The organism is Micromonospora sp. NBC_00860, assembly GCF_045207375.1.
Lineage (GTDB): Bacteria > Actinomycetota > Actinomycetes > Mycobacteriales > Micromonosporaceae > Micromonospora > Micromonospora vinacea.
This window is the reverse complement of record NZ_CP108825.1, coordinates 3,416,523-3,440,264: the sequence shown is the minus strand read 5'-3', so window position 1 is coordinate 3,440,264 and position 23,742 is coordinate 3,416,523. Positions and strand designations below refer to the sequence as shown.

Sequence of the window (23,742 nt, the reverse complement as noted above, 5' to 3'; positions counted from 1 at the left end):
GCGGAGCAGGACGCACAAGCCGCCTACGGCGGAGCAGACCTCGGGGCCGACGGCACCGTCGCTGCCGAGTTGGAGAGCTGGCTCAACGAGCGCGAACTGGACGTCCAGGAGACGACGCTCAGCAACTAGCGGGACATCATGCGCTGCTACGTGGTGTAGGTTCCAGCGGCTGGGAAGTGGTCGCTGAAGGTGATGGCGGAGGCGTTCAAGGCGGGTTTCCAGCGCATCGTCCATCGGGTTCTGCCTGCTCCGGTGGGGTCCACGGACCGGGTCACCAGATACAGACACTTCAACGCGGCCAGCTCGTTCGGGAAGTGGCCGCGAGCCTTGATCGCCCGCCAGTAGCGGGCGTTCAACGATTCGATCGCGTTCGTAGAGCAGATGACGGTGCGGATCTCCAGGTCGTAGTCGAGGAACGGGACGGGCCTTTGTCGGCCGCGTCGCAGAGCGTCGTCGACGATCGCGTCGAACAGTTCACTCTTCAATGTGCGGCTCACAGTCTCAGCAGCAGGTCGCGGACCGCGACGGGCTGAGACAGGAACGGGTGGTGGCCCGCGTCGAGCTCGACGACACGGCCGGCCCGGCGAGCGAACTCGCGCTGCAATCGGACCGGGGTGCCTGCGTCTCGGGTGCACACGAGGTACGTCGAGGGCACGTCCTTCCATGCGGCCGCCCCGACCGGCTCCCCGATCACCTGCACGCTCTGACGGGCGAGATGATCAGCCGCCTGGGACTGGGCGTCATCGTCGCAGTCCTGCAGGAATGTGCCCACAAGCAGCTCGGGGCGGACTCCGAACGTCCCGGCGTTGGTGTCGATGTTGAGGAATGGTGCGGGGGTGCCGTCACCGAAGTCTGACAAGCTCTGCCCAACCTCAGGCAGGTAGCTGGAGATCAGCAGCAGGTGGCGCACCGATCCAACGCCCGCGGCCGCCGCCGCCGTCACGATGCCGCCATAGCTGTGAGCGACCACGATGGTCGGCTCGTCGCTGTCCTGCAGCACCTGCCGCACGGCGCCGACGTCTTCGGTCAACCCCGGGCCACCGGCACCTCCCGGCGCGCCGGCCTCTCCGCAACTCGGGAGCGCCGGGGCCACGCTCGCCACCCCCCGCTCCTCCAGCAATCCGGTCATGCGGTGCCACCACCACCAGCCATCCCGCACGCACGCCCCGTGCACGAATACGACCCTCATCGCCACCTCCGCGTTCACTGTTACTGCCGTCCCACCCACAGTAGACGTATCGGCAGTTACGTGAAAAAGTGTGCCGGTGGGACGGCGACCTCAACCCGAGATCAAGAAGCGGCTGCTCGACGCGTGCACCGACTACGCGCTCGAGCACGGCCTGCCCGACAGGCTCGAACCACTGGCCTCCGCCGCAGGCACCTCCACCCGCATGCTGATCTATCATTTCGGCACCCGCGACGTTCTCCTGCGCGCCGTTCTTGAGCACGCGCGGCAACGCCAGCTCACCACTTTCGGTGACCTGCTGCGCGTACGACCCGATCAGCCCTACACCGCCACGCTGGCGAACGCCTGGAGGTTCATAACCGGTCCCGAAGGGCAGCCTTACTTGGGAATGTTCGGGCAGTGGCGGGAAAGCGCCGCGCAGCAACTATTGCCCGATTTTCGCCGGATGGCGACGACTAACTGGCTCGGGCCGCTCGAAAAAGGCTTGAGCAGCATCGATCGGCCAGAGCTCGCTACCCTCGTCCTCGCGGTCATTCGCGGTCTCCTCATGGACCTCGATGCCACTGCCGACAGCACCCGAACAGATAGGGCGTTCTCCGGTTTCCTCAGCACACTCGATCAACAGATCGTCCCCAACCGTTGATCCGTACCCAGCTGGGGACACCAACCCGTACGCCGACAGAGGGCTACGCGGACCCCCCCCGAGTCGGGATTTCGGGCGGAGGTGCAAGCCCAGCCGGCCATGGCCCGCAGCGACAAGTTGGTCGACATCGTCGTCGACCACTCACCTAACGACTTTGCCGGGGCCCTGGGTCCTGCACCACGTCGAAACGAACCGCTCCGCACGATGAAAATGGCTCACTAATGTCAGTGGACAGCTGGCCCCGGCGCCCCATGACAAGATGCGCGACCTCGTGCTCTGCGGTCGCTACGAGATCGATGGAGGACGCCGGGCCACATCGGACGAGTTGGCGGAGCGAGTCCTCGATGCGGTCGTGAGGGCATTGCTTGCCTCCACCGACGTCAAGCAGCAAATTCGTGAGCTTCCACCGTTAGACAGCCTGCCTCCCAGCGCCACCATGGCAGACGTCCGTACCGAACAGCGGATAGCGATATTCACGCCACCGGAACCCTGCTCCAGCTACGGCTCACCGATCATCAAGGAAGCTTGGCTGAATGTGGGGTACGCCGAGCCATCGAGACGAACGGGCAGAGACAAGAGCGACCAGACATGAGCTGCCCCGCTACCACGAAACCGGATCCGCCGTGCTTGTTTGTGCGGTAGTCCTGACCGGGTACAGCTCTTCGGCTGCGGAGCACCCTGCCGCACCCGTCATGTCCTCGGTGGCCAGTCCAGCATCAGCTTCGCCTCAACCTTCGGCCATCACTCGGGCCCCTCAGCCTTCGGCTATCACGCCCACCCATGCCTGGGACCGGCTCTGGGCCGAAGAAAAACTCCACGACAAGTTGAGCGTCAAGGAAGTCGGTCTATCCGACGCCCGTCTTCCTGACCAAGGTGAGGACCTCTACGACAGGCCGCTGCAGCGCCTCGTACGCCGCGATATGAGCGCCTCCTTGCTCCGGGTCCGCGCCGAGGCCCCCCAGCTCGCCGACCAGCTGGGCTGGCAGTTGCAGGCGGTGCCACCCGCTTGGTGCTCGATCGTGCTGCCGTCACGTACCCCGCAGCAATTGGCCGCACACGTTGCGGAAGCCAACGCGAGGGGGCAGGAGTTCGCCCGCAGGCTGGGTGTCAAATGAGAGCCGCCGGTCGACCGGCGGAAACAGCGGTTGTTGACCTTCACACGTGACGAGGTCGGCCGCCGCGTCTGCCCGCGCGGCGCGATGACCTGGTCGGTCAACTGGGACGTGACGAACGGCAACCGCTTCGCCAACACGGTCGGCCCGCACCTGGACGCGCTGCCCTGAGACCGGCACCGCCGGCACGGATCCCGCAACGGGATCCGTGCCGGGTGGGCCGATCAGATGAACGCGAGCGAGCTGAAGAACGCCGGGTAGCAGTCGACATAGATGTCGTAGACGCCGGGCGGCACGTGCACGGGGCCCAGGGTGGCCCCGTTGGAGCACCGGGCGCTGACCGCGGTCGTCGGCTGGCCGGTGAGGGTGCAGCCCTGGAACACGATCAGCCACGGGTCGACGTACTGCCCGGCGTACGGGCAGGAGCCCGACATCACCGAGAAACCGCCGCCCTTCGCCGGTGAGGCGGCGGCCGCCGTCGACGTCGTGACGCTCAACGTGCCGGCGGAGCTCGCCGATGCCCGCTCGGCTCCGATGGCGGCGACAGCCGCGTCGCCGCTCGGCGCGGGTGCCGCGACCGCCGCGGACGGTGCGGCCATGAACGCGGCGAGCATCGCCGTCGCGGCCAACAGCAGACTGGATGCGCGGAGAATGCCGGATCGTGCTCCGGCGGAGGGTCGACTACGCCATGTCATAACCAGAACCACCTCTCGATTGCTGTGCGATCTGCGGATGCCGGGGCGCGTACCTGGTCGCGCCCGACCCGGCCGGGCCGTCGTCCGACGTCCATGGCGAAGCGTTCCAAGGTGCCGGTGGCCGGGTCTTCGTGATATTGCGAGAACCGGGTCGCCGGCGTACCCCGGTTCTTGCGAATGTCCGCAAGGCTGTCCGGTCCGCGTCAACCGGGCGGAGTGGCCGGAACGCATCGATTACCGTTGACCGGCATGGGCGGTCTGTTCAGCCTCTGGCGGCAGCGAGTGGCCGACAACGCCCGCCGGGCGGTGGACGCCTACCAGGAGGAGCTGCTGGAATACCGCAACCTCGCGGCCATGCCGCGGGTGCGGTCGGAGATGCTCGATTTCGCGGTCTTCCTCCGTCAGCGCACGGTCGACCTCGCGGCGGACAGCGCGCCGTTCCACGTGCAGGATCTGGACCTGATGGCCGCGATGGGCCGCCAGCGCGGCGAGAAGGGACTCACCCTGACCGCGCAGCGGCAGGTGCTGCTCGTGCACACCCGGCTGACGCTGCGCGAGGTGTACGAGGCGGCCGGCCCGAACGACATCGCCGCGACGATGCACACGCTCGCCTGGCTGGCTCCCGCGGGACTGGCCGCCCAGGGCGCGTACACCCGGGGCTGGATCGAGGGGCAGCGGCGCACGCTGGCGACCGCCGCCCAGGTGCGGCTGCTGACGGTGATGCTGCTGGCCGGCGACGACAGCGCGACCGACCTGGCGCGCAGCCTGCACATGCCGGTCCCCGACCACGTCGTCGCGACGGTGGTCCGGGTGGCCGGCGGGTCGCCCGGGCCGGACCAGGCGGCGCGGGACGAGTTCGCCGGCGCGCTGCTGAAGACGCACTGGATGCCGCTGAGCTGGCCGGAGCCGCACGAGGTGGTCGCGCTGATCCCCAGCTCACCGGGCGGCCGGCAGCCGGCGGTCGAGCGCGGGCTCGCGCTGGCCCGCGACGTGGCCTCGATGACCGGCCGGCCGTGCGCGGCCGGCACCGCGCCTGGGCGGGTGCGCGCGTTCGGCGACGCCGTGGCGCTGGCCCGGCAGGTCAGCGAGGTCGCACCGGTGCGGGCCGTGCCGCGCCACGCCTACACGGTCACCGACGTCTTCGCCGAGCTGGGCGCCGCCCGACTGGCGGAGGTCGGGCAGTGGCTCCAGGTGGTGGCGGCGCAACTCGACGCCGGCCCCGACCTGGTCGCCACGCTGGACGCCTACTACCAACACGACATGAACCGGCTCGACACCGCGGCCGCGCTGTGCATCCACCCGCGCACGCTCGACTACCGCCTGACCCGGGTGCGCGACCTGACCGGGCTGGAGGCGGGCTCGACCCGCGGCGTACGCGTGCTGAGCACCGCCGTCGCCCGGATCCTCGCCGGCTAGATCAGCAGCCGAGTGAGCTCCATGTTCTTCATACTGATTTAGCTCAGCTTGTTACCGAAACGCATCGAAACCTGTAGCGAGCTGATCATGCCGGACGGGCCTGTGGGGCTCGAGAATTGGGTTACGCCGGCTGAGCTGCAGTTCGCTCGACATCGACCTGGCCGACACGATGAAGGCCATGAGCACATCGCTGATGTACCTGCTGCTTCGCCAGGTTCTACAGATGTTGTCCCAGCTCGCCCGCGATGGTGGGGCCAAGGACGTGGAAATCCTGGTGCTCCGGCATCAGGTGGCGGTGCTGCGCCGACAGGTGCACCGCCCGATCCATCGGCCGGAGTTTTCGGCGAGGGGCGCCGCTCACGTCAGTGATGGAGTGGTGTTTGGAGCTTGGTGCGCGGCAGTCGACCGGATTCGCACCGATCTTGGGCCGCATCTGGGCACCCAAATTTGAGAGCCGTCAGTTAGCGCCCCGGACACGTCCTGCTATCCCGTTGTTAGCTCCTCAGGACCTCGTGCACCCGTTGCCACGCGGCCACACCCATTCCGACAACGACGCCGACGGGCCAGCTCAGCAGCGGACCGCACAATTCCGCCGATTGCGCTATGACGTACATCACGCTATCGGCACGTTTGGCTGGCGTCGATTACGAGGCGTAGTGAATCAAGCTCAGGGAGGCACTGTCATAGATGGCATCCGATGCCATTGGGGTCCTAAGTGGAACCGGTCGGCTTGTGCGCGGTCCAACGGGACCAAGTGAAGAGATCACCAGCCCTATTGTCTCTGCCACTGCTCCTTGATCGATTGGACGTGTGGCATGGGTCGTCGGTGCCGTCGTGGGCTGGCAGCCTGGGTAGCCGCTGCCGTCACCGGCAGTTTGCTCGTCGTTCCTGCCCCCGTGTCCGCCGTTGGGGCGGCTCCGGCGTGTACGGGTGTCGCCCCGTCGGAGGCTGAGGCATCGGCGTTGGCCGCGGCTTGTGCCGAGCCGGTGTCCGTGGACGGTTCCCGCACGGAACTCGCCGAGGTGGTGGCGCAGCCCGACGGGCGGATGCGCTTCGAGGCAGCAGTAGAGCCGCAGCGCACCCGCAAGGACGGCAAGTGGACCGATGTTGACCTCGATCTCGCTCCGGGACCCGATGGTGGGTTGCGGCCGGCGGCATCGGTCGCCGACGTCTCGTTCTGCGCTGGTGGCAACGGCCCGCTGGTGACCCTCAAGCGCGGCGGCAAGACGATGATGATGTCGTGGCCCGGGGGATCATTGCCGGCGCCGGAGGTTTCGGGCGACGCTGTCACGTACCGCAACCTGTTGACCGAGGTGGACCTGGTGGTGCGGGCGACCCGGACGGGGTTCGCTCACGCGCTGGTCGTCAAATCAGCGGCGGCTGCGGCGAATCCGGCAGTGCGCCAGATCCGATTCGGGTTGAGCGGGGACGTGTAGGTGAGCGCCGATCCGGACGGTGGATTGCGCGCGACGGGTGGCGCTCTGTATCGGTCGTTCTTTGAGTTCAAGACGACCGCGAACGGGTGTCGCTCAAGGGCAAGCACATCGAGTCGGCGTACGTCCAGATGAACCTCGGGCACTCCTACTCCTGCGAGAACACTGTCGCGTCGATGTATCTCTCATCTGCGATCGACGCGACGATGAAGTCCAGCTGGTCGAAGATGAAGCTGCCGACGTTCTTGGCCGACGCCTCGGGGCACGCGAACGAGGCCGGCGGCTGCGATCCGCCGCAACCGGACATGATCATGAAGTTCGACGGCGCGACGGTGACCCGTCAGGTGCAGACCGCGGCGACGGATTGGTGGAACACCGTCACGGTCGGGTTCACCGCGCGCTCCTCCGATGGGTCCGGCGAGTCGACGCAGAAGCGGCGGAAGAAGTTCAAGCCGAACGACGCGAAGCTGTATGCGGACTTCGACTCCAAGCCAGGTACGCCGAACGGGTTGCAGGTCGCCGAGGTGGAGTGTCCTGCGTCCGGCGTCCTGACGGTCGGCACCCTGACGCCGAAGTTTTCCGCGGTGTTCCCGGACGCCGATGACAATGACTCCTTGACGGCGGCCTTCGAGTGGATCCAAGTGCCTGCCGGCGGTATGGGCACGGTGACGGACACGTCCCCGGCCCGCAAGGCTCCGCCACCAACACCGCACAGGGCACGAACCCAGGTTCGCCGAGGTGGACATGACGGCGCCGAGCTTCGGCCGCAATGTTCTGCTCGTCAAAGCGGTGGATGCCACCATGAACGAGGGCTCCGGATCCGTGGAGTTCATGGTCACCCGCTCGTCAGGCCCGACGGCCAGATGGGGTTTGGAGACCTACCCGGGGATCAATCAGGCGGCGGCGCTAGCCGACGGTGCGCCCGCTCCGGTCAACTCGCTGGTCACGGCGTCGAACGTGACGTGGACCAATGATGTCCGCCTGGTGGGAGGGCAGACAGCGACGTTCAACGGAACGTCGTCGTACGGCCAGGCCGCCGGGCAGGTTGTCGACACGTCGAAGTCGTACAGCGTGGCCGCGTGGGTTCGGCTGACCGACAAGTCAGCCGACCGGACGCTGGTCAGTAAAGACGCCGCCGGGTGGGCGTCGCTGTACTTCCAGTACCACAAGAGCACCGACCGGTGGGTGGCGCAAATGCCGTCCGCGACCTCCGGCACGACAACCTGGTGGATCGCGAAGTCCACCTCGGTACCACAAACAAACGTCTGGACCCACCTAGCCTCCGCATACGACGCTACGGAAAACACGCTCAAGCTGTATGTCAATGGGTCGTTGGAGTCAACTGTCACGGGTGTCGTCGGGTTCAACGACGCAACCGGACCTTTCTGGATCGGTAGGAGCAGGGCGGGGTCAACATGGTGGCAGGGCAGCCTCGCCGACGTGCAGGTCTTCGACCGGGTCTTGGTGCCACACGACTTCACCGGCCAGTTAGCCACCGATCCGCTGTCCGGCGGATTCAACGAGCCCGGAATCCTGACGCCGATCCTCACGGGCAGCTGGAATTTTGACAACATGACACGCTGCTACCTCACCAACTTGCGGGGTACCTGCGAGGCACCTGATCCAGAGCCAACCTGGGGTCGATGGCTGGCCCTCACCCGAGGCGCAACGAACGGGTCAGGTCACGGCAACGGCGGCTACGGCCTGTGGCTGGACTCGGAATACTTCCCCAACGAGGGCTACACCAGCGCATCAGAGGAGTACGCCCGCAGCGCCGTCAAGACCGGAACAACCCCACCCAACGCCGACGGCAACCAATTCACCGTCTGGCAGGACACCCCGGTGCTGCGCACCGACGACTCCTTCACCCTCTCCGCTTGGGCGATGATCGACAGCCTGACCGGAAGCAGAGCGATCCTCTCGCAACAGGGCACACACGAGAGCGCCGGCTGGCTCAAGTACACCCAGACAGAGGGCAAGTGGTCCTTCGTAGTGAGCGATGAGGATGTCACCACCACCGCGACCGAGTGGGTGTCGTCGAAGTCCGCCGCGGTCGACGGAGTCTGGACCCACCTGACGGGCGTCTACGACGCCAGCCGCCGCGAACTGCGCCTTTACGTCAACGGGCAGCTGCAGACAACCAAGGCGGTCGTGTTCACGCCGATGAAATCGTCGGGGCCGCTGCTGGTAGGACGCACGCTGTGGCATGACCAGTTCGCCGACCAGTTCAGCGGCGGCATCGACGACGTGGCCGTCTTCCAGGGCGCGATGACCGACACCGCCGTCCTCAACGCGTACAACGCCCACATGTCGGTCTCACCTGGCACGAACACCCTGGCCAAGGGGGAAAGCCTCGCCGCAGGTCAGTACCTGCGCTCCGACACCGGCAATTACCAGCTATGGATGCAGCCCGACAGCAACCTCGTCCTCACCCAGGCAGGCTTCCCCCTCTGGGACACCGAAACCCGCGGCACTCCTGGCGCCCACCTGATTCTGCAGACCGACGGCAACCTGGTCGTCTACAGCAGGGACGGCACACCGGTGTGGCACACCAACACCCGAGGCTCGAACGCGAGCCAACTCGTGCTGCGGGACAACGGCGACCTGGTGCTCCTCGACCCCGGCGGAACGGTCATATGGCACCGGTGACCCGGCGATAAACCCTCTTCTGCTCGGCCCGGTCCCCGGCCAGGCCGAGCAGGAGAGGTCGAGGTCCGCCGGTCTGGCAACAGCCGGTCGCTCCTGTCGAATTCCCCCCAAACTTTGTAGTGGTTGTCGGAGAGGAACAGTTCATGTCGGCACGGTCTGTGCGCGGCCCACGGCGGGTGCGCCGGAGTCTTCCCAGTGCAAGCGGCCGACGCTGGCCGTTGGTCGGGACGGTGATCGCGTCTCTGGTGCTGTCCCTGGTGCCCTACGTGCCAGCGCAGGCGGCAGCACCGCGACAGCCGTCGAAGCCGCCCGCGGAGAAGCTCGACCGCGACGGCGGCCCGGTGGCCGCCGGTAAGGCCTGGCAGCAGAACAGGGTGACCTCTGCTCCCTCCCCGGCACCGAAGTGGCCCGCTGGCGCAGCCGCGCGGGTCGACCTCGCCGCCACCTCAGCCCGTGCGGCCAGCAGCCGCGGCGTGCGGGCCGGCTCGCTGCCGGTCTGGGTCGAGCGAGGCTCCGGCAAGGCCGGTGAGCCGCTCGCTCAGCTCGACGTGAAGGTTGTGGACCGGGCGACCCTCCCGCAGGCGTGGCGCGACGGACTGATGCTGCAGGTGACCGCACCGCAAGGCACCCCGACCGGCGTGGCGAAGGTGTCGGTCAACTACGACTCCTTCCGCTACGCAGCCGGCGGATCCTGGGCGTCGCGCTTGCGTCTGTGGCAGGTTCCGCAGTGCGCGATGAGCAACCCCACCAGCCCCAGCTGCCGGTCGGTGCCGCTGCACACCAGGAATGACACCACCGCGGGGATCGCCACCGCGGACGTGAGCGTCCCGTCCGCGACTGCGGCGTCGGGCTCCTTCCTGATGCTCGCCGCTGCACCTGCTGGAACGGATGGTGATTTCGGCGCGACCAGCCTGGCACCCTCGTCCACCTGGTCCAGTGGCGGTAGCGCTGGTGACTTCTCGTGGAACTACCCGATGCGCATGCCCCCGGCGACTGGCCCGGCACCGTCGGTCGCCCTGAGCTACTCGTCATCCACGGTCGATGGCCGGTCGGCGGTCACGAACAATCAGCCGTCGTGGATCGGCGAGGGCTTCGACTATTCGTCCGGTTTCATCGAGCGGCGGTACGTGCCGTGTGCCGAGGACATGAAGAACGGGGCGACCAACACTACGCGGACCGGTGACCAGTGCTGGCGCTCGGACAACGCGACGATGAGCCTCAACGGCAGCGGTGGCGAGCTCATCTACCAGGCTGGTAAGGGCTGGCACTCCCGTACCGAGGACGGGTCGAAGATCGAGAAGCTGACCGGTGCGACCAACGGCGACAGCGGCGACCCGGCCTTCGGTGACGTGGGTGAGTACTGGAAGGTGACCGCCACCGACGGCACCCAGTACTTCTTCGGCCGGCACAACCTGCCCGGTGAGACGACCGCGACGAACTCCACCCTCACGGTGCCGGTGTTCGGCAACCACACCGCCGAGCCCTGCGCCAAGAGCACCTTCGCCGGGTCGGACTGCGTGCAAGCGTGGCGGTGGAACCTCGACTATGTCGTCGACGTGCGCGGCAACACCATGTCGCTCTGGTACGGCAGGGAAACCAACAAGTACGCCCGGAACGTCACCGACTCCGACGACGTGAGCTACGACCGGGCGGGCTACCTCACCCGCATCGACTACGGCACGTACGACCGGACGACCGCGACGCACGGCGTCACCGAACGCAGCACCACCCCGTACGCGCAGGTCCTGTTCGGCACGGACATGCGCTGCTTCTCCAACTGTGGCACCGAGGCCGCCCCGGTGACCTCGAGTTGGAAGGACACCCCGTGGGACCAGGACTGCAAGGCATCGGCCACGTCCTGCCCGCAGCAGTACACGCCGACGTTCTGGACCACCAAGCGGTTGAAGACGGTCACCACCCAGGTGTGGGACACCACCAAATCAACCCCGGACTGGCAGCCCGTCGAATCCTGGACCCTGGGGCACACCTTCTCGGCGACGGCCGACTCCACCCACGAGGGCCTGTGGTTGGACCGCATCGACCACGCGGGCCTGGTCGGCACCACCGCCATCAATCTGCCACAGGTGACTTTCGGTGCGGAGTCAAAACCGAACCGGGTGTACACCGAGCACAGCCCCACCGACAACTGGCTGCGCCTCTCCAGCATCGTCACGGAAACCGGCGCCCGCATCAAAGTCGACTACTCAGCGCCCGAGTGCACGGCCGCCATCGTCGACGCGCTGGCGCCGCACAACAACACCCGGCGCTGCTATCCGGTCAAGGTGCCCGACCCGCAGGACCCGACGGGCAACACGCTGGTCACCGAGTGGTGGCACAAGTACCGCGTCGAGCACGTGGCCCAGGACGACGTCCAACTGCCGAAGGGGAAGTCGCCGACCACGCACACCTGGTACGACTATCCCGACTCCCCGGCGTGGCACTTCGACGACGATGACGGCCTGACCAGGCCGGAGCGCAAGACGTGGGGACAGTGGCGCGGCTACGCCCAGGTCAACACCCGGGTCGGGGACAGCGGCAACCCGCAAACGTTGACCGAAACAAAATTCCTGCGCGGTATGCACGGCGACAAACTCAGCCCGTCGGGCGGCACCCGCAGCGTGCCGGTGCCGGCGTCGGTGGGCACGGAGACCGTCTACGACGAGGACCAGTTCGCCGGACAGATCCGCGAACAGGTCGTCTACAACGGCGTCGACACCAAGCCGGTGTCGAAGACGGTGAACGTGCCTTGGCGGTCGAACCCTACCGCGAGCCGCACCATCAACGGCGATCTTGTTGAAGCGCGGTTCGTCAAGACCCAGGCGACCTACGCCGGCACCGCGCTGGGCGTCGACGGTTCCCGAGGGTGGCGCACCTCCCGCGGGACGAGCGATTACGACCACACGTACGGCACAGTCAAGTGGTCGCAGGACGACGGCGAATACTTGAAGGCCGGCGACGAGAAGTGCACCACGTACACCTACAACCAGAATCTGGGCAAGAACCTCACGCAGCTGGTCAAGCAGACCACGACCACCGCCTTGGCCTGCGGCAAGGCCCCCACCAGCGTCGACGACGTCATCTCCGACGCCCGCGTCTACTACGACGGCGCGACAAGCGTCGACACTGCGCCCACGTTCGGCTCCGGGACCAAGACCGAGCAACTCAAGGACTGGACTTCCGGCACCGGGACGGTGTGGCAGACGACCTCCCAGGCCACCTACGACTTCGCCGGCAAGCAACTGACCTCGACCGACATCAAGGGCAACGTCACCACCACCGCGTACACCCCAGCTGTCGGCGGGCCGATCACCCTGGTGACCAGCACCAACCAGCTGAGCTGGTCGTCGAAGGTGGAGACGAACCCCTACTGGGGCTCGACGACAAAGACCACCGACCCCAACGAGAAGGTCACCTCGACGGTCCAGTACGACGCGCTCGGACGGGTTGCCAAGGTCTGGACGCCAGGGTGGACCAGCGCCGCCAACCCGAACACACCCTCGGCGCAGTACACCTACACCTTTGCTGCCGGACGCGACAGCTACCCCTACGTCACGTCGAAGACCCTGAACGCCGACGGCGTCTACATCACCTCGCACCAGATCCTCGACGGGCTGCTGCGTCCGCGGCAGACCCAGTCGCCGTCGCTGGGCGGCGGCAGCGACCGGGTCGTCACCGACACCCTCTACGACGCGTACGGGCGCGAGGCGGCAAGCTACGCCGCCCACGCCGAGCCTGGCGCCCCGTCAGGTGTCCTGTGGTCGGAACCGGACTGGTCTGTACCCGCGGTGTCGAGGACCATCTACGACCAGGCGTCCCGGCCCACGAACAGCATCTTCCTGGCCGGCGACGACGTCACGAATCTGCTGGAGAAGTGGCGCACCGTCACCAGCTACGAGGGGGACCTGACCAAGGTCACCCCGCCGAAGGGCGGCACCCCCACCACCACCGTCACCGACATCGAGGGCCGCACCGTCGCACTGCGGCAACACACCACGCCCTCCGGCGTCGACGGCGCCTACCTGGAAACGACCTACGCTTTCAACCGCAAGGGCCAGGCGACGAAGAACGCTGACTCCGCCGGGAACGAGTGGATCAACGAGTACGACGCCAAGGGCCGCCTCTGGCGCACCACCGACCCGGACAAGGGCACCACGACCAGCACCTTCTACGACGACAACGCGCTGAAGCAGACCGTCGACGCCCGCGGCGAGACCCTCTGGTACGGCTACGACCAACTCGGCCGCAAGACACAACTCCGCGACGACTCCGCCACCGGACGCCTGCGCTCCGAGTGGAAATACGACACCCTCTACGGCGAGCCAAACCCCAGATTCAAAGGACAGCTCACCCAGAAAATCCGCTACGACTACGACTCCGCCGGCACCGCCAGCAAGTACGAGTGGCACGTCGGCAACTTCAACGAGCGCTACCAACCGACCGGCGTCGACTACGTGATGCCGTGGAACTCCGACCTCGGCGACACCTACGGCTTCGGCTACAGCTACTCCCAATTCACCGGCGCCCCCACGAAGATCGCCTACCCAGCCGGCGGCGGCCTCGTCAACGAGCAACTGACCACCGACTACGACTCCACGACCGGCATGCCGGTCCGCCTCGACACCAGCCTCACGGGCTTCGTGGGTACCTTGGCGACCGCCAGCTACACCGCGTACGGCGAACGTAGCGGTTCGATCTACAAAATCCCCGGGAGCGGCAACTTCACCCAAGACACCGTCTACCGCGATGGGGCAACCCGCCGAGTCGACCGGACCATCATCGAGCGCTCGACGGTTGCCGGCACGGTCTCGGACCGCCGCTACTCCTACCAGGACGCCGGCAACCTCGAAGCGATCACCGACACCCCACAGGTCGGTGAGGCGGACGCTCAATGCTTCCGCGACGACGCCCTGGGGCGCTTGACGACCGCCTGGACCCCGAAGGCCGGGGTTTCCTGCGCCACGGACCCCGTCCTCGCCAACCTCGGCGGGCCGGCACCGTACTGGCAGGACTGGACCTTCACCGACACCGGCAGCCGGCTCACCGAAACCAGCAACGACAGCAGCGGGAAAACCACCCGCAGCTACACCGTGCCCGACGGCGGCCCGGGAGTCGTGCGACCCCACGCCGTCACCAACGTGAAGACCGTAAACCCTGATCGGACGACCACCAGCAACAAGTACGAATATGACAAGTCGGGCAACACTACCTGCCGGCCCAGCTTCAACCGCGCCAGCAACAACTGCGTTTCTAGCGCCAACAACCATATCCTCGGCTGGGATGCCGAAGGCAAGCTCGCCACCGTCAGCGTCGCCGGGAACCCCATCGAGACCAACATCTACGACACCGACGGCGTCCGGCTCATCCGCAAAGACACCACCGGCACCACCCTGTACCTACCCGGCCAGGAAATCCGCTTCCAAGGCGGCGTCACCACCGGCACCCGCTACTACGACTTCGCCGGCACGACCATCGCCAGCCGCACCGCGGGCTCCGCGGTCACCAACCTGACCTGGCTCTACAGCGACCACCAAGGCACCCAGCAGGTCGCCGTCAACGCCGGCACCCAACAGGTGGACATCCGCCGGCAAACCCCCTACGGCGCACCGCGCGGATCGAACCCCACCTGGCCCAACAGCAAAGGCTTCGTCGGCGGCGACAACGACCCCACCGGCCTGATCAACATCGGCGCCCGACAGTACGACCGAACGCTGGGCCGGTTCATCTCAGTCGACCCGCTCATGGACCTCGCCGACCCGCAGCACTGGAACGGCTACTCCTACGCCAACAACAGCCCCATCACCCTGTCCGACCCCAGCGGCCTCGACCCCGGCGGCGGCCAGCGAATCGACGAAGAAAGAAAAGAAGAAGAAGCGGCAAACCCGTCACCCCCTGGCGGCGGCAACGAAAAGGCGGCACGCCTTGCAGCCAAGGGCGTCTTCCTCGCGACCTACACCGACGATAACAAGAACTGCAAGGCGCACGAAGGCGACTGCCTTACGTATCGCATGGCAGTGATCGAGCAGGACTACGACCCGATCAAAGCCGAGATCCAAATCCTCTGCGGCGGCGGACGGTGGGACTACACCAGCTGTCTCAACCAGTACGGCTGGGAGTGGGACTGCGGCGTCGCAAAGTGCCCCGAATCAATGGTGCACGCCGGTGAGATTACGCTTGGGCTAGTCATATCTGAGATGTTGGTGGCCGTCGGCCGTTCCCTCGTCACCGCCGTCGCCGCCAGATTGGCCGCAAGAGCTAGCGCCGCTAGGCCGGGGTTCCGCTCGGACACCACACACATCTTCCGAGATGGCCATCCCGGACACCTTAAGGTAGACACACCGGAGAATAGAGCGATAATTCAGAGGTCAATTAAGCCGGAAAACCTCCGCTCGAAGATCGAACTTCCAAATGGTCGTGGTACGCTGGAAAAGTATTTCGAAACCCTCCCTGATGGAACGCAGGCATGGGCCGAGGTTAGGAATGGAACCACAATCACAAACGGTGGATTGAATATTAAGCCCCGTTAGGGAGGTTCGCGTGGGTAGCTACTCAATGGATGAACGTGAAGCGTTTGAGGCAATGTCAAGATTCATCTGGCAGTTCGCAAATCGAGCGGGGGACGATCTGCTCACGCTTTTAGGTGATATTTCCCTCGAGGCCGACGGCAATCCTACTGATCCAGCCGCGTGGACGGACTGGTTGGAATGTGTTCGGGTGACCTTGGACAAAACTTTGTAAATCGGTTGAAATATCTTAAGCAAATGCCGGTGTGTGGACCGTCTTCAAGTTGAGGCAATTGAACAGTTTCCGCCCCGCAGGTTTCATCCAGCGGGGCGGAAACCACTTCCTCTTTCACCAGAGGTGCTGATCCTGCCGGACGTCGACAAACCGTTACTGGCCGCGCCCGCCCCGCTGGCGCTGGCATGGAAGCTGCTGTGGCTGGCCACCGACCGGTACCCGCAAGGCAAGGACCTCTACGACGCCGTCCTGCTCGCCGAACACACCACCGTTGACCAATCCCTCGTCCGCCAGCTCATGCGACCGGAACTCGGCGCTGAAGCCGATACCTTCAGGGCCGAGACCGTGCTGTCCTGGGATGTCGACTGGTCCAACTTCACCGACGAGTACTGCGGAATCACCGGCACCGCCGAGCAGTGGGCCAGACGGCTCGCACTGGCCCTCGACCACGCCTGGACCTGACCAAGCCAGAACAGGTCGACAGGACTGGCACTCGCTTCATCCGGCTGTCGTAATAGCTGGAAGCGCGCGACAAGCGGCAGAAGAGTGCGCTTCTGGGCCAGCCCTGTGGGCGCCAATCGCGTACCTTGCAGGCATGCCAGTGGCATCCGCCGACGCGCTGCAAGCTGCGGTCGCTACCCCGCCAAATCGTCGCCTCGCAACGATTGCCTTCTCCCTAGCGCTGGTCGCCGTAGGGCTGGTCGGCGGCTTCGGGGCGGCCAAGCTTGCCGACGATCCGAACACCGCCAAGCCGGAGCTACTCGTTGGGACGGTCACCTGGTCGAACGACCAGACCAGGTCCATCGCCTTTGAGGAAGACGGGGCCCTACGGGGGCCTCTCGATGGCGACACGATCTACTCAGTTATCGCCGAAAGCTGGCAGGACGTGAGCAGGACACTGCACAACGACGGTACCTATCCAACCTGCCTAACCGGCGAGAAGGACGACCCCGTAGAGGACCGGCACCGAGTCGAGCTTGAGGTCCTACACCGAGACACGGGCGGTCAGCCACAGCACATCGTCGTCCACGTCCACTGCCTCGATTGATGGCATGAGCCCGGGCCTGCGCTTCTGGCTTAACCTCGGCCACGAGACCGGCCCAGAGTGATCGTTTGGTGACACGCACTCAATTCGGCATGAGCGCGCACCGCCTCGGGTCGTGGAGGCGCGTCCGGCTGAGAGGGCTCGTGACAAAGACGGGTTCCGAACGCCTGGCGGTTCGGCGCCATCCCGCTCAGCTGAAGATCCGCCAACCTAGGTCCCGAAGCGTATCCCACGTCGGGCATTGGTCCGTGGCGGTCCACCGAGACGAACCCCTTGCCCGGGGTAGGTGAGTCGCGACGGCAGGCGCACGCTGTTTTCTAATTACGGGACGTCCCCGATGGTGGGGGAGCGGGGCGCGGTGGGACCTAGCACTGTCATGTCTGCGGGCCCCCCGTTTACCCCCCGAAAACCCCGTCTGCCGTTGACAATCAGTGACAAGAGGCGACCAGCATTTGATCGTGTCGGTGCAGCTCAACGCCAATTTTTGACAATCAATGACAAGCTCGACATCGTTACGGATGGTAACAAGGGGTTTTGACAAGCAATGACAAGCCCTGAACGAGGCTCGACATGAGGTCTTCGTGGGTTCAATTCTCCTCGGTCCCCACGAGCACCTAGCCCCTGAAACGGAGGTTGCGTCGGTCGAGGAGGTTACTACGAACGAACCCGCCCACTGCTCGCGACTCCGTCGCGGTGGGGCGGTCTTGCGGCGTAGGAGATCGATCATCGCGCGAGCCGCGTGGTCAGTTTGACCGGAGGACAGTCCACGATGAGGAACGGATGCCCACGGCCAGCCTCGGCACGGTCATCCCACTGGAGTGAGGTCAGGCGACCCGACGGCCTGCCGGTGTTCGGCCGGGCTTAGACCGCGTACCCGTTTGAAGGCAGCGCTGAGTGCGAATGAGCTGCCGTAGCCGACCTGGCGGGCCACCGCGCCGACGGTGGCGTCCGGTTCGCGCAACAGGTCGGCGGCCAGCGCGAGCCGCCAGTTGGTGAGGTACGCCATCGGAGGCTCGCCGACCAGTTCGGTGAACCGGCGGGCCAGCACCGCCCGCGAGATACCGGTGCTGGCCGCGAGGGTGGCCACCGTCCAGGGCTTTGCCGGGTGGTCATGCAGCAGTCGCAACGCCGTGCCGACCACCGGATCGCCGTGCGCTCGGTACCAGGCGGGCGCCGCCGCCTCCGGCCGGGAGAACCAGGCCCGAAGTACGGCGATGAGCAGTAGGTCGAGCAGCCGGTCCAGGACCACGTCCTGCCCCGGCTCGTCCTTAATCATCTCGTTGCCGAGCAACGGGATGAGCGGGCTGTCCAGTGCTCCGGCCGGCAACACCAGGAGATGAGGCAGGACCCTCAGCAGCCGTTGGCTGACCTCGCCCTGCAACTGGTACGTGCCACTGAGCAGCACCGCCATCCCGTCAGCGCGTTCGCCCCAAGTCCGGGTACCCAGGTCCATCACTTCGCACAACTCGTCCCCGGTGGGCGTGGTGCTGTGCTCACCGGGATGGATCACTGCCTGCGGCGCCGTGGCCGGGTCGTCGGCGATCGTGTACGGCTCCGGGCCACGGATGATCGCGACATCGCCGGGGCGTAGCGGCACCGGAGCACCCCGGTCCGGCACCACCCACGCCGTGCCGCGCAGCATGGTGACCAGGGTGAGGGGTGCGCGATCCTGGATCCGTACCGACCAGGGCGGGTCGAACACCGACCGCATCAGGAACGCACCGCGCGCCCTCGGCCCGTCCAGCAGCCCCGCGAGTGCATCCATGCGCTCAGGCTAGCCCTGTGATGTGGGCGGTCGAGACGCCGGGACATGCGATCGAGAGTCTCGCCCATTCCCGGTGCGCTCGCCCTCGACTTGACTGGTTGGCATGACGAAGACCGTTGTTGAGCAGCCAATCCTCGTACTGGGCGGTACCGGCAAGACCGGCCGCCGGGTGGTGGACCGGCTTGCCAGACTCGACCGGCCGGTACGGGTCGGCTCCCGCTCCGGCGAGCCGCCGTTCGACTGGACCGACCAGCGCACCTGGGCACCCGTACTGGACGGGGTTTCGTCGGTCTACCTGGTGTACTACCCGGATCTGGTCGCGCCGGACGCCCTCGCGACGATCCGCTCGTTCACCGAACAGGCGGTGTCCGGCGGGATCGAACGGTTGGTTCTGCTGTCCGGCCGGGGCGAGGAGGAGGCCAAGCTCAGCGAGCGGGTGGTCCAGGACTCCGGGGTGGCCTGGACGATAGTGCGGGCGAGCTGGTTCAGCCAGAACTTCAGCGAGGACTTCCTGACCGACTCGATACGCGGCGGCGAAGTCACCCTCCCGGCCGGGAACGTGCCGGAGCCGTTCGTCGACGCCGACGACATCGCCGACATCGTGGTCGCGGCGCTGACCGACGACGGGCACGCGGGGCAGCTCTACGAGGTGACCGGCCCGCGGCTTCTCACCTTCGCCGAGGCGATCTCGGAGATCGGCAACGCGCTCGGGCGGGAGATCCGCTACCGATCGGTTTCGCCCGAGGAGTACGCCGCCGTGATGGCCGGGTACGACATGCCGGCGGAGTTCGCGGCGGTGCTGACCGAGCTGTTCGGCAAGGTGTTGGACGGCCGCAATGCACAGCTCGCCGATGGTGTGCAACGGGCGCTGGGCCGCAGGCCGCGCGACTTCACCGACTATGCCCGCGACGCCGCCGCCGCTGGTGCATGGGACACGTCACCCGGTGGAGACTGGGCATGAACGCCACCCTGGCTGCCTGGTCGGCGGCGGTGACCCTGGCGGTGACGGGTGCGATCACCGGTGTGTACTACGCCTTTTCGGTGGCGGTGATGCCCGGTCTGAACGCCGCCGACGCCGGCACCGCGATCCGGGCCATGACGAGCATCAACCAGAGGATCCAGAATCCGCTGTTCTTCGTCACGTTCTTCGGCCCGCTCGTCGCCGCCACGGTGACCGGTGTGTTCCTGTTGATCCTCGGGAAGCGGTCTGCGGGTGTGCTGTTCCTGGTGGCCGCGGGGGTGTACCTGGTGGGCGCGTTCATCCCGACGGTGGTCGTTAACGTGCCGATGAACGAGACGCTCGACGCCGCAGGCGTGCCTACCGATCCTGCGGAGGCGGTCCGGACGTGGGCTTCCTACTCGTCCGCCTGGACGTGGTGGAACTCGGTACGCGCCGGTGCCAGCCTGATCAGCCTGTTGCTGGCTGGTCTCGGGGTCTACCTCTCGGGCACGTCCCGATGACGTCGCCGTCCGGTGCGGGCAGGGTGGCCAGTTCCGGGCACCCGGGGGTGTCCCTATGGGTTTCATCAAGGGGGTCACCACTGTGCGTCTAGCTCGGCAAGGCGTCGGCGGAGTTGGCGGGCGTCGTGCCGAGGCGCGGACAATCGCCCGATGTCGCGAACGCTGACAGACGAGGCCGGACGACCTGCACAGAGCTTGTGGGCGTCACGACGACAGTCAGCGCTTGCCCGCTGCGCGGCGGTGGCGTCAGAGCGGTTCGGTGGACTTGTAGCAGGCGGAGTGGACCAGGAGTGGACCAGGAGCAGGAGGGCTGTCGGTTCTCTGGTGCCACTCACGGTGAGGGAGTAGTCGTCAGGGGTGGTCGTGGCGGTGATTGTGCCCTCGCTGCCGTTGGGGAAAGTGCGGTCCTCGGTAATGGTCCACCCTTGGGAGCGCCATTGGTCGCGGAGGCGGGCGAGGGTTTCGAGGTGCTTGTCGGGTGCGACTGAGATGTTATAGACGCCCTGGACGGTACGGATTGATTCGTCCATCTCGCCGCGGGTTCCCTCGCACGGCGCGGAGCTGGCGGCGGGATTGGCGAGGGTGCTGCCCGTGGCGGCTGCTACTTGGCCGGCGTATTCGTTCACCCGGCGAGTGATGTCGGCTTCGCTCGCGGTCTGCATGTCGCTCGCCTCCTTGTCTTCCTTCTCTTTGTTGGGGTGCAGCCAGACGCCGTTGTCAGGGCCAGGGCGCTGAGGGCAGCCAGACCGGCCCGGGTGAAGGTTTTCATATTGGCTCCTTTCTCACGGGAGGTCTGGTGGGCGTTGGCCGTGGTCGAGGGTTGTGGAGCCGTACTCGCCGACGATCACTCTGGCTTGATTGATGATGCTCTCGCTGCCCCGGTTCCAATAGTCACTGTGGCCATGCGTGTCGACGGTGTAGCGGTTGGCGCCGAAGTCGTCGAAATGAGGGCTTGGGCCGTGTCCGTGGTCGTAGACCGCGATGCCCGCGTTCACGGCGCCGCCCAGCGGCGTGCCGTGAGTGCCGGCCATGGCGCCTTAAGCGGTCCTTCGGGCAGTGAGGCCGACGGGCGACGCCGCGGCCCTGTTCGGCTACCGTCGGCCTGCCTGCCGGCTCGAGATGGGATCCGCTTAGACGACCCTCACCGAGGTGGCAGTGGTGCGGCTGGGCGTACCGCCGTGAAGTCGGCGTGTTCGTATCGGGTGGCGGACAGCAGCAGCAGCCACTCGTCACAGCCCTGCCACGGATACAGATCCGCGGCTCCGCCGCGTACGGTCCGGGGTCCGTCTCCGGTCCGTGGTCGCGCGTCTGACGGTGCGCCGTCGAACCCGGGGATCCAGACGTCGGCGCAGAGCTCGTTCGCCGACCCCATCGCCGCCAGCCCGAACGCGTTCTCGCTGGTGGCCGTCCGTGTCTCGTCGCCGAAGTCGTCGAGGAGTTGGTCCTCGTCGGGCTTCCCGTCACCGCGGAACGTCAACATGGTGGTTCCGGCCCGGGCCGCGTATTCCCACTGCGCCTCGCTGGGCAGCTGGAACGGCAACAGCTTGAGCAGGTTCTCCAGGTCGCCTTCGAGTCGGGCCGTGCCGGTGTCCGCCTCGGCGTAGTCGTCTTCGTACTCGGGCAGCCAGTGCTGGACCTGCGCCACGGTGAGCGGGTGCCGGGCGAGCAGGAACGGCTCGACCCGCACTTCGCGTACCGGTTGTGCGTTCACGGCATCGGCGAGGAACGGGTCGATGGTGTCCTCGACACCGCCGCTGCGCTCGATGGCGCGTACCGCGTCCAGCTCCGCCTCGGACAGTCCCATCCGGAACGTGCCGCCCGGAACCTTCCGAAACACGACCCTCGACGGGATGTGCCGCCATGCAGGGCGCCCGGCCACGATCTCCTCGGTCCACATGGCGGCGAACGCTAGCAGCCAGCCGCCCAGCGGTCTCTCCCGATGACCCGCAGCTCGCGTGCGCTGAGTGTCATCGGCAGTGGGGCGAAGGGTGGTGTCGCCCCACCGACACGAACCCCTCGCCTAGGTAGGCGAGCCGCGACGGGCAGGCGCACGCTGTTTCTGGTGACGGCACGCCCCGATGGTGGGGGAGCGGGGCGCGGTGGAACCCAGCGCTGGTCCTGTCGGCCGGCCCCCCGTTTACCCCCCGAAAACCCCCGCCTGCCGTTGACAATCAGTGACAAGAAGCGACCAGTGCATGATCGTGTCTGTGCAGCTCAACGCCTGCTCTTGACAATCAATGACAAGCTCGATTTGGTTACGGATGGTAACAAGGGGTCGTCGGTTCGAATCCGGCCGTCCCGACGCAGGTCAGAGGGCTGATCCGGAACATCGGGTCGGCCCTTCGCCGTTCTGGGGACCAAGATCAGTCAAGTTGGAGCGTGTCTAGCGCTGCTTGACTGTTGGTCGAGTCTGAAGTGTCCAGCCGGGATGGCTGCCGAATCGCTCGTTCTCTGGATCAAGGCGGCCCGCGAGCGGGCCGCGCCGCCCGGTCCCGGCTTGCTGGCGACCTCCGGCCGGCATCGGCCGGTCCGGTCGGCCACGCTTGAGAGTCGCAGGGATCAGAAGACCGGGGCTCCGCCCCGAACCCCGGCCCTCCTCAGAGATCCGCCAGCAGTGGCACACTCCCCGCATGAGTTACGACTTGGCGGTGTGGGAGGGCGACCTGCCCGCCGACGACGAAGCGGCCGGTGAGGCATACGAAGCCGTCTTCGAGCAGTACTTCGAGAGCGAAGAGGAACTGCCGCCGACGCCGCGCATCCGCGCCTACGTCGATGCTGTGGCAGCTCGGTGGCCCGACCTCTATGGCCACGACGCCCAGCTCTATCCCCTGTCCGAAGGGCTTATAGACGAGGCGTCAGGCCCGATGCTCTACCTCACGATCCCGTTCAACCGGTCCGACGAGGTATCGGCCGGAGCGGCACAGATGGCCGCCGATCACGGGCTTGTTTGCTACGACCCACAGTGGGAGCACCTCCGCCCCGCCGCCGGTCACGACGACCGAGTCTGAAGGTCAGCACGGGCTATCTGTGGCCAGCAACCGTGGCACCCAGCGGTCACGAGGGGGCACGAAAACGCAGCCCGGCAAACCACCGGCCGCAGGCGTTTCGGGCATCACGACCGGTTGGGCGCGCTCTTCCATACTGAAGGTGTGCATGGTTCGCTCCTGCAACTGATTGAGCGCCTGGCCGAGCTGCCGGACGACGCGACCCTCTACGCGGCTCGTCCGTGGTCACCTGAGTCGGACGCGGTTGCCGCGTTCGAGGGGCCAGGCGGTGAGTCACCCACCGAACTCCCGTATCTCCTTGAGGTCGAACTTGCGCGTGAGGCGATGCCAAGCCAGATATCGTCACGCCTGCACCGACCGGCAGCAGGTAACCACCCCTCCATCAGAGCGGGGGAAGCTCAGGTCACGTCCTGCACGAGGGTCACCGTAGCAATGAAGCGATGCCCGAAATCTTGCTGGACGATCAAGTCGCCAGAGGTAACGTCCCACCAACCGCATCGGGAACGGCGCTCGAACCTTGTGCCGGCGGTCGAGCCGGTCGACCTAATGTCGGCGCTGTCACCAGGTGGCCCACACTCGGATGACGGGGGGCGAGTG

The 23,742-nt window shown here is 66.5% G+C and carries 19 protein-coding genes and 1 pseudogene; 14 read left to right on the top strand and 6 right to left on the bottom strand.

Annotated elements, in window-relative coordinates:
- Window positions 1–146 precede the first annotated feature (146 nt).
- Entirely contained in the window at window positions 147–497 is a 351-nt protein-coding gene (locus OH804_RS15765; RefSeq protein ID WP_406066076.1) for a transposase, read from the bottom strand.
- Window positions 494–1,189: an alpha/beta hydrolase gene (locus OH804_RS15760; protein WP_196924896.1), complete on the bottom strand. Its 696-nt coding sequence runs from the start codon at window positions 1,187–1,189 to the stop codon at window positions 494–496. The genes OH804_RS15765 and OH804_RS15760 overlap by 4 nt, the downstream gene beginning before the upstream one ends.
- Window positions 1,190–1,265: 76 nt before the next feature.
- On the opposite strand from OH804_RS15760, the gene OH804_RS15755 reads away from it, so the two are divergent.
- The 4 genes from OH804_RS15755 to OH804_RS15740 all read left to right on the top strand — a co-directional run bounded on the left by OH804_RS15755 (window position 1,266) and on the right by OH804_RS15740 (window position 3,112).
- On the top strand, window positions 1,266–1,829 hold the full coding sequence (locus OH804_RS15755) for a TetR/AcrR family transcriptional regulator (protein ID WP_406066074.1): 564 nt from the start codon (window positions 1,266–1,268) through the stop codon (window positions 1,827–1,829).
- A 259-nt stretch (window positions 1,830–2,088) separates the two neighbouring features.
- Window positions 2,089–2,421, top strand: a complete 333-nt coding sequence (locus OH804_RS15750; RefSeq protein WP_406066072.1) for a hypothetical protein — start codon at window positions 2,089–2,091, stop codon at window positions 2,419–2,421.
- 232 nt (window positions 2,422–2,653) lie between these two features.
- Complete coding sequence (locus OH804_RS15745; protein WP_196922386.1) at window positions 2,654–2,944, top strand: hypothetical protein; 291 nt, start codon at window positions 2,654–2,656, stop codon at window positions 2,942–2,944.
- 33 nt (window positions 2,945–2,977) lie between these two features.
- Entirely contained in the window at window positions 2,978–3,112 is a 135-nt protein-coding gene (locus OH804_RS15740) for a hypothetical protein (RefSeq protein ID WP_269215519.1), read from the top strand.
- Window positions 3,113–3,165: 53 nt separating this feature from the next.
- On the opposite strand, the gene OH804_RS15735 is transcribed toward OH804_RS15740, so the two are convergent.
- Window positions 3,166–3,570, bottom strand: coding sequence for a hypothetical protein (locus OH804_RS15735; protein ID WP_196922387.1), 405 nt, complete (start codon window positions 3,568–3,570; stop codon window positions 3,166–3,168).
- A gap of 315 nt (window positions 3,571–3,885) precedes the next feature.
- Here OH804_RS15735 and OH804_RS15730 point away from each other — a divergent pair, with 315 nt between their 5' ends.
- The 7 genes and pseudogenes from OH804_RS15730 to OH804_RS15700 all read left to right on the top strand — a co-directional run bounded on the left by OH804_RS15730 (window position 3,886) and on the right by OH804_RS15700 (window position 16,917).
- Window positions 3,886–5,052 carry a CdaR family transcriptional regulator gene (locus tag OH804_RS15730; protein WP_196922388.1) on the top strand — a complete coding sequence of 389 codons (1,167 nt, stop codon included), beginning with the start codon at window positions 3,886–3,888 and terminating at the stop codon, window positions 5,050–5,052.
- Window positions 5,053–5,230: 178 nt separating this feature from the next.
- Window positions 5,231–5,503, top strand: a complete 273-nt coding sequence (locus OH804_RS15725; RefSeq protein ID WP_406066069.1) for a hypothetical protein — start codon at window positions 5,231–5,233, stop codon at window positions 5,501–5,503.
- A gap of 775 nt (window positions 5,504–6,278) precedes the next feature.
- Window positions 6,279–7,946: pseudogene (locus tag OH804_RS15720) on the top strand (LamG domain-containing protein); the annotation flags it as partial.
- A gap of 111 nt (window positions 7,947–8,057) precedes the next feature.
- Complete coding sequence (locus tag OH804_RS15715) at window positions 8,058–9,134, top strand: LamG-like jellyroll fold domain-containing protein (RefSeq protein WP_406066552.1); 1,077 nt, start codon at window positions 8,058–8,060, stop codon at window positions 9,132–9,134.
- 230 nt (window positions 9,135–9,364) lie between these two features.
- A complete protein-coding gene (locus tag OH804_RS15710; protein WP_406066067.1) occupies window positions 9,365–15,658 on the top strand; it encodes an RHS repeat-associated core domain-containing protein in 6,294 nt (2,097 codons plus the stop codon).
- Between the two features lie 334 nt (window positions 15,659–15,992).
- Window positions 15,993–16,331 carry a hypothetical protein gene (locus OH804_RS15705; RefSeq protein WP_406066065.1) on the top strand — a complete coding sequence of 113 codons (339 nt, stop codon included), beginning with the start codon at window positions 15,993–15,995 and terminating at the stop codon, window positions 16,329–16,331.
- A 133-nt stretch (window positions 16,332–16,464) separates the two neighbouring features.
- Window positions 16,465–16,917 carry a hypothetical protein gene (locus tag OH804_RS15700; RefSeq protein ID WP_406066063.1) on the top strand — a complete coding sequence of 151 codons (453 nt, stop codon included), beginning with the start codon at window positions 16,465–16,467 and terminating at the stop codon, window positions 16,915–16,917.
- Window positions 16,918–17,719: 802 nt separating this feature from the next.
- On the opposite strand, the gene OH804_RS15695 is transcribed toward OH804_RS15700, so the two are convergent.
- Entirely contained in the window at window positions 17,720–18,679 is a 960-nt protein-coding gene (locus OH804_RS15695) for an AraC family transcriptional regulator (protein ID WP_406066061.1), read from the bottom strand.
- A gap of 103 nt (window positions 18,680–18,782) precedes the next feature.
- Here OH804_RS15695 and OH804_RS15690 point away from each other — a divergent pair, with 103 nt between their 5' ends.
- Both OH804_RS15690 and OH804_RS15685 read left to right on the top strand, forming a co-directional pair.
- Window positions 18,783–19,640: an NmrA family NAD(P)-binding protein gene (locus OH804_RS15690; RefSeq protein ID WP_406066059.1), complete on the top strand. Its 858-nt coding sequence runs from the start codon at window positions 18,783–18,785 to the stop codon at window positions 19,638–19,640.
- Window positions 19,637–20,140, top strand: coding sequence for a DUF1772 domain-containing protein (locus OH804_RS15685; protein WP_406066057.1), 504 nt, complete (start codon window positions 19,637–19,639; stop codon window positions 20,138–20,140). The genes OH804_RS15690 and OH804_RS15685 overlap by 4 nt, the downstream gene beginning before the upstream one ends.
- A 782-nt stretch (window positions 20,141–20,922) precedes the next feature.
- Here the strand turns inward: OH804_RS15685 and OH804_RS15680 are convergent.
- Both OH804_RS15680 and OH804_RS15675 read right to left on the bottom strand, forming a co-directional pair.
- The gene (locus OH804_RS15680) at window positions 20,923–21,171 is read right to left on the bottom strand and encodes a hypothetical protein (RefSeq protein ID WP_406066055.1); all 249 of its coding nucleotides are present in this window, start codon (window positions 21,169–21,171) and stop codon (window positions 20,923–20,925) included.
- Between the two features lie 110 nt (window positions 21,172–21,281).
- Window positions 21,282–22,037, bottom strand: coding sequence for a formylglycine-generating enzyme family protein (locus OH804_RS15675; RefSeq protein ID WP_406066053.1), 756 nt, complete (start codon window positions 22,035–22,037; stop codon window positions 21,282–21,284).
- 733 nt (window positions 22,038–22,770) lie between these two features.
- On the opposite strand from OH804_RS15675, the gene OH804_RS15670 reads away from it, so the two are divergent.
- Window positions 22,771–23,148, top strand: coding sequence for a hypothetical protein (locus OH804_RS15670; protein ID WP_406066051.1), 378 nt, complete (start codon window positions 22,771–22,773; stop codon window positions 23,146–23,148).
- The last annotated feature ends 594 nt before the right edge of the window (window positions 23,149–23,742 follow it).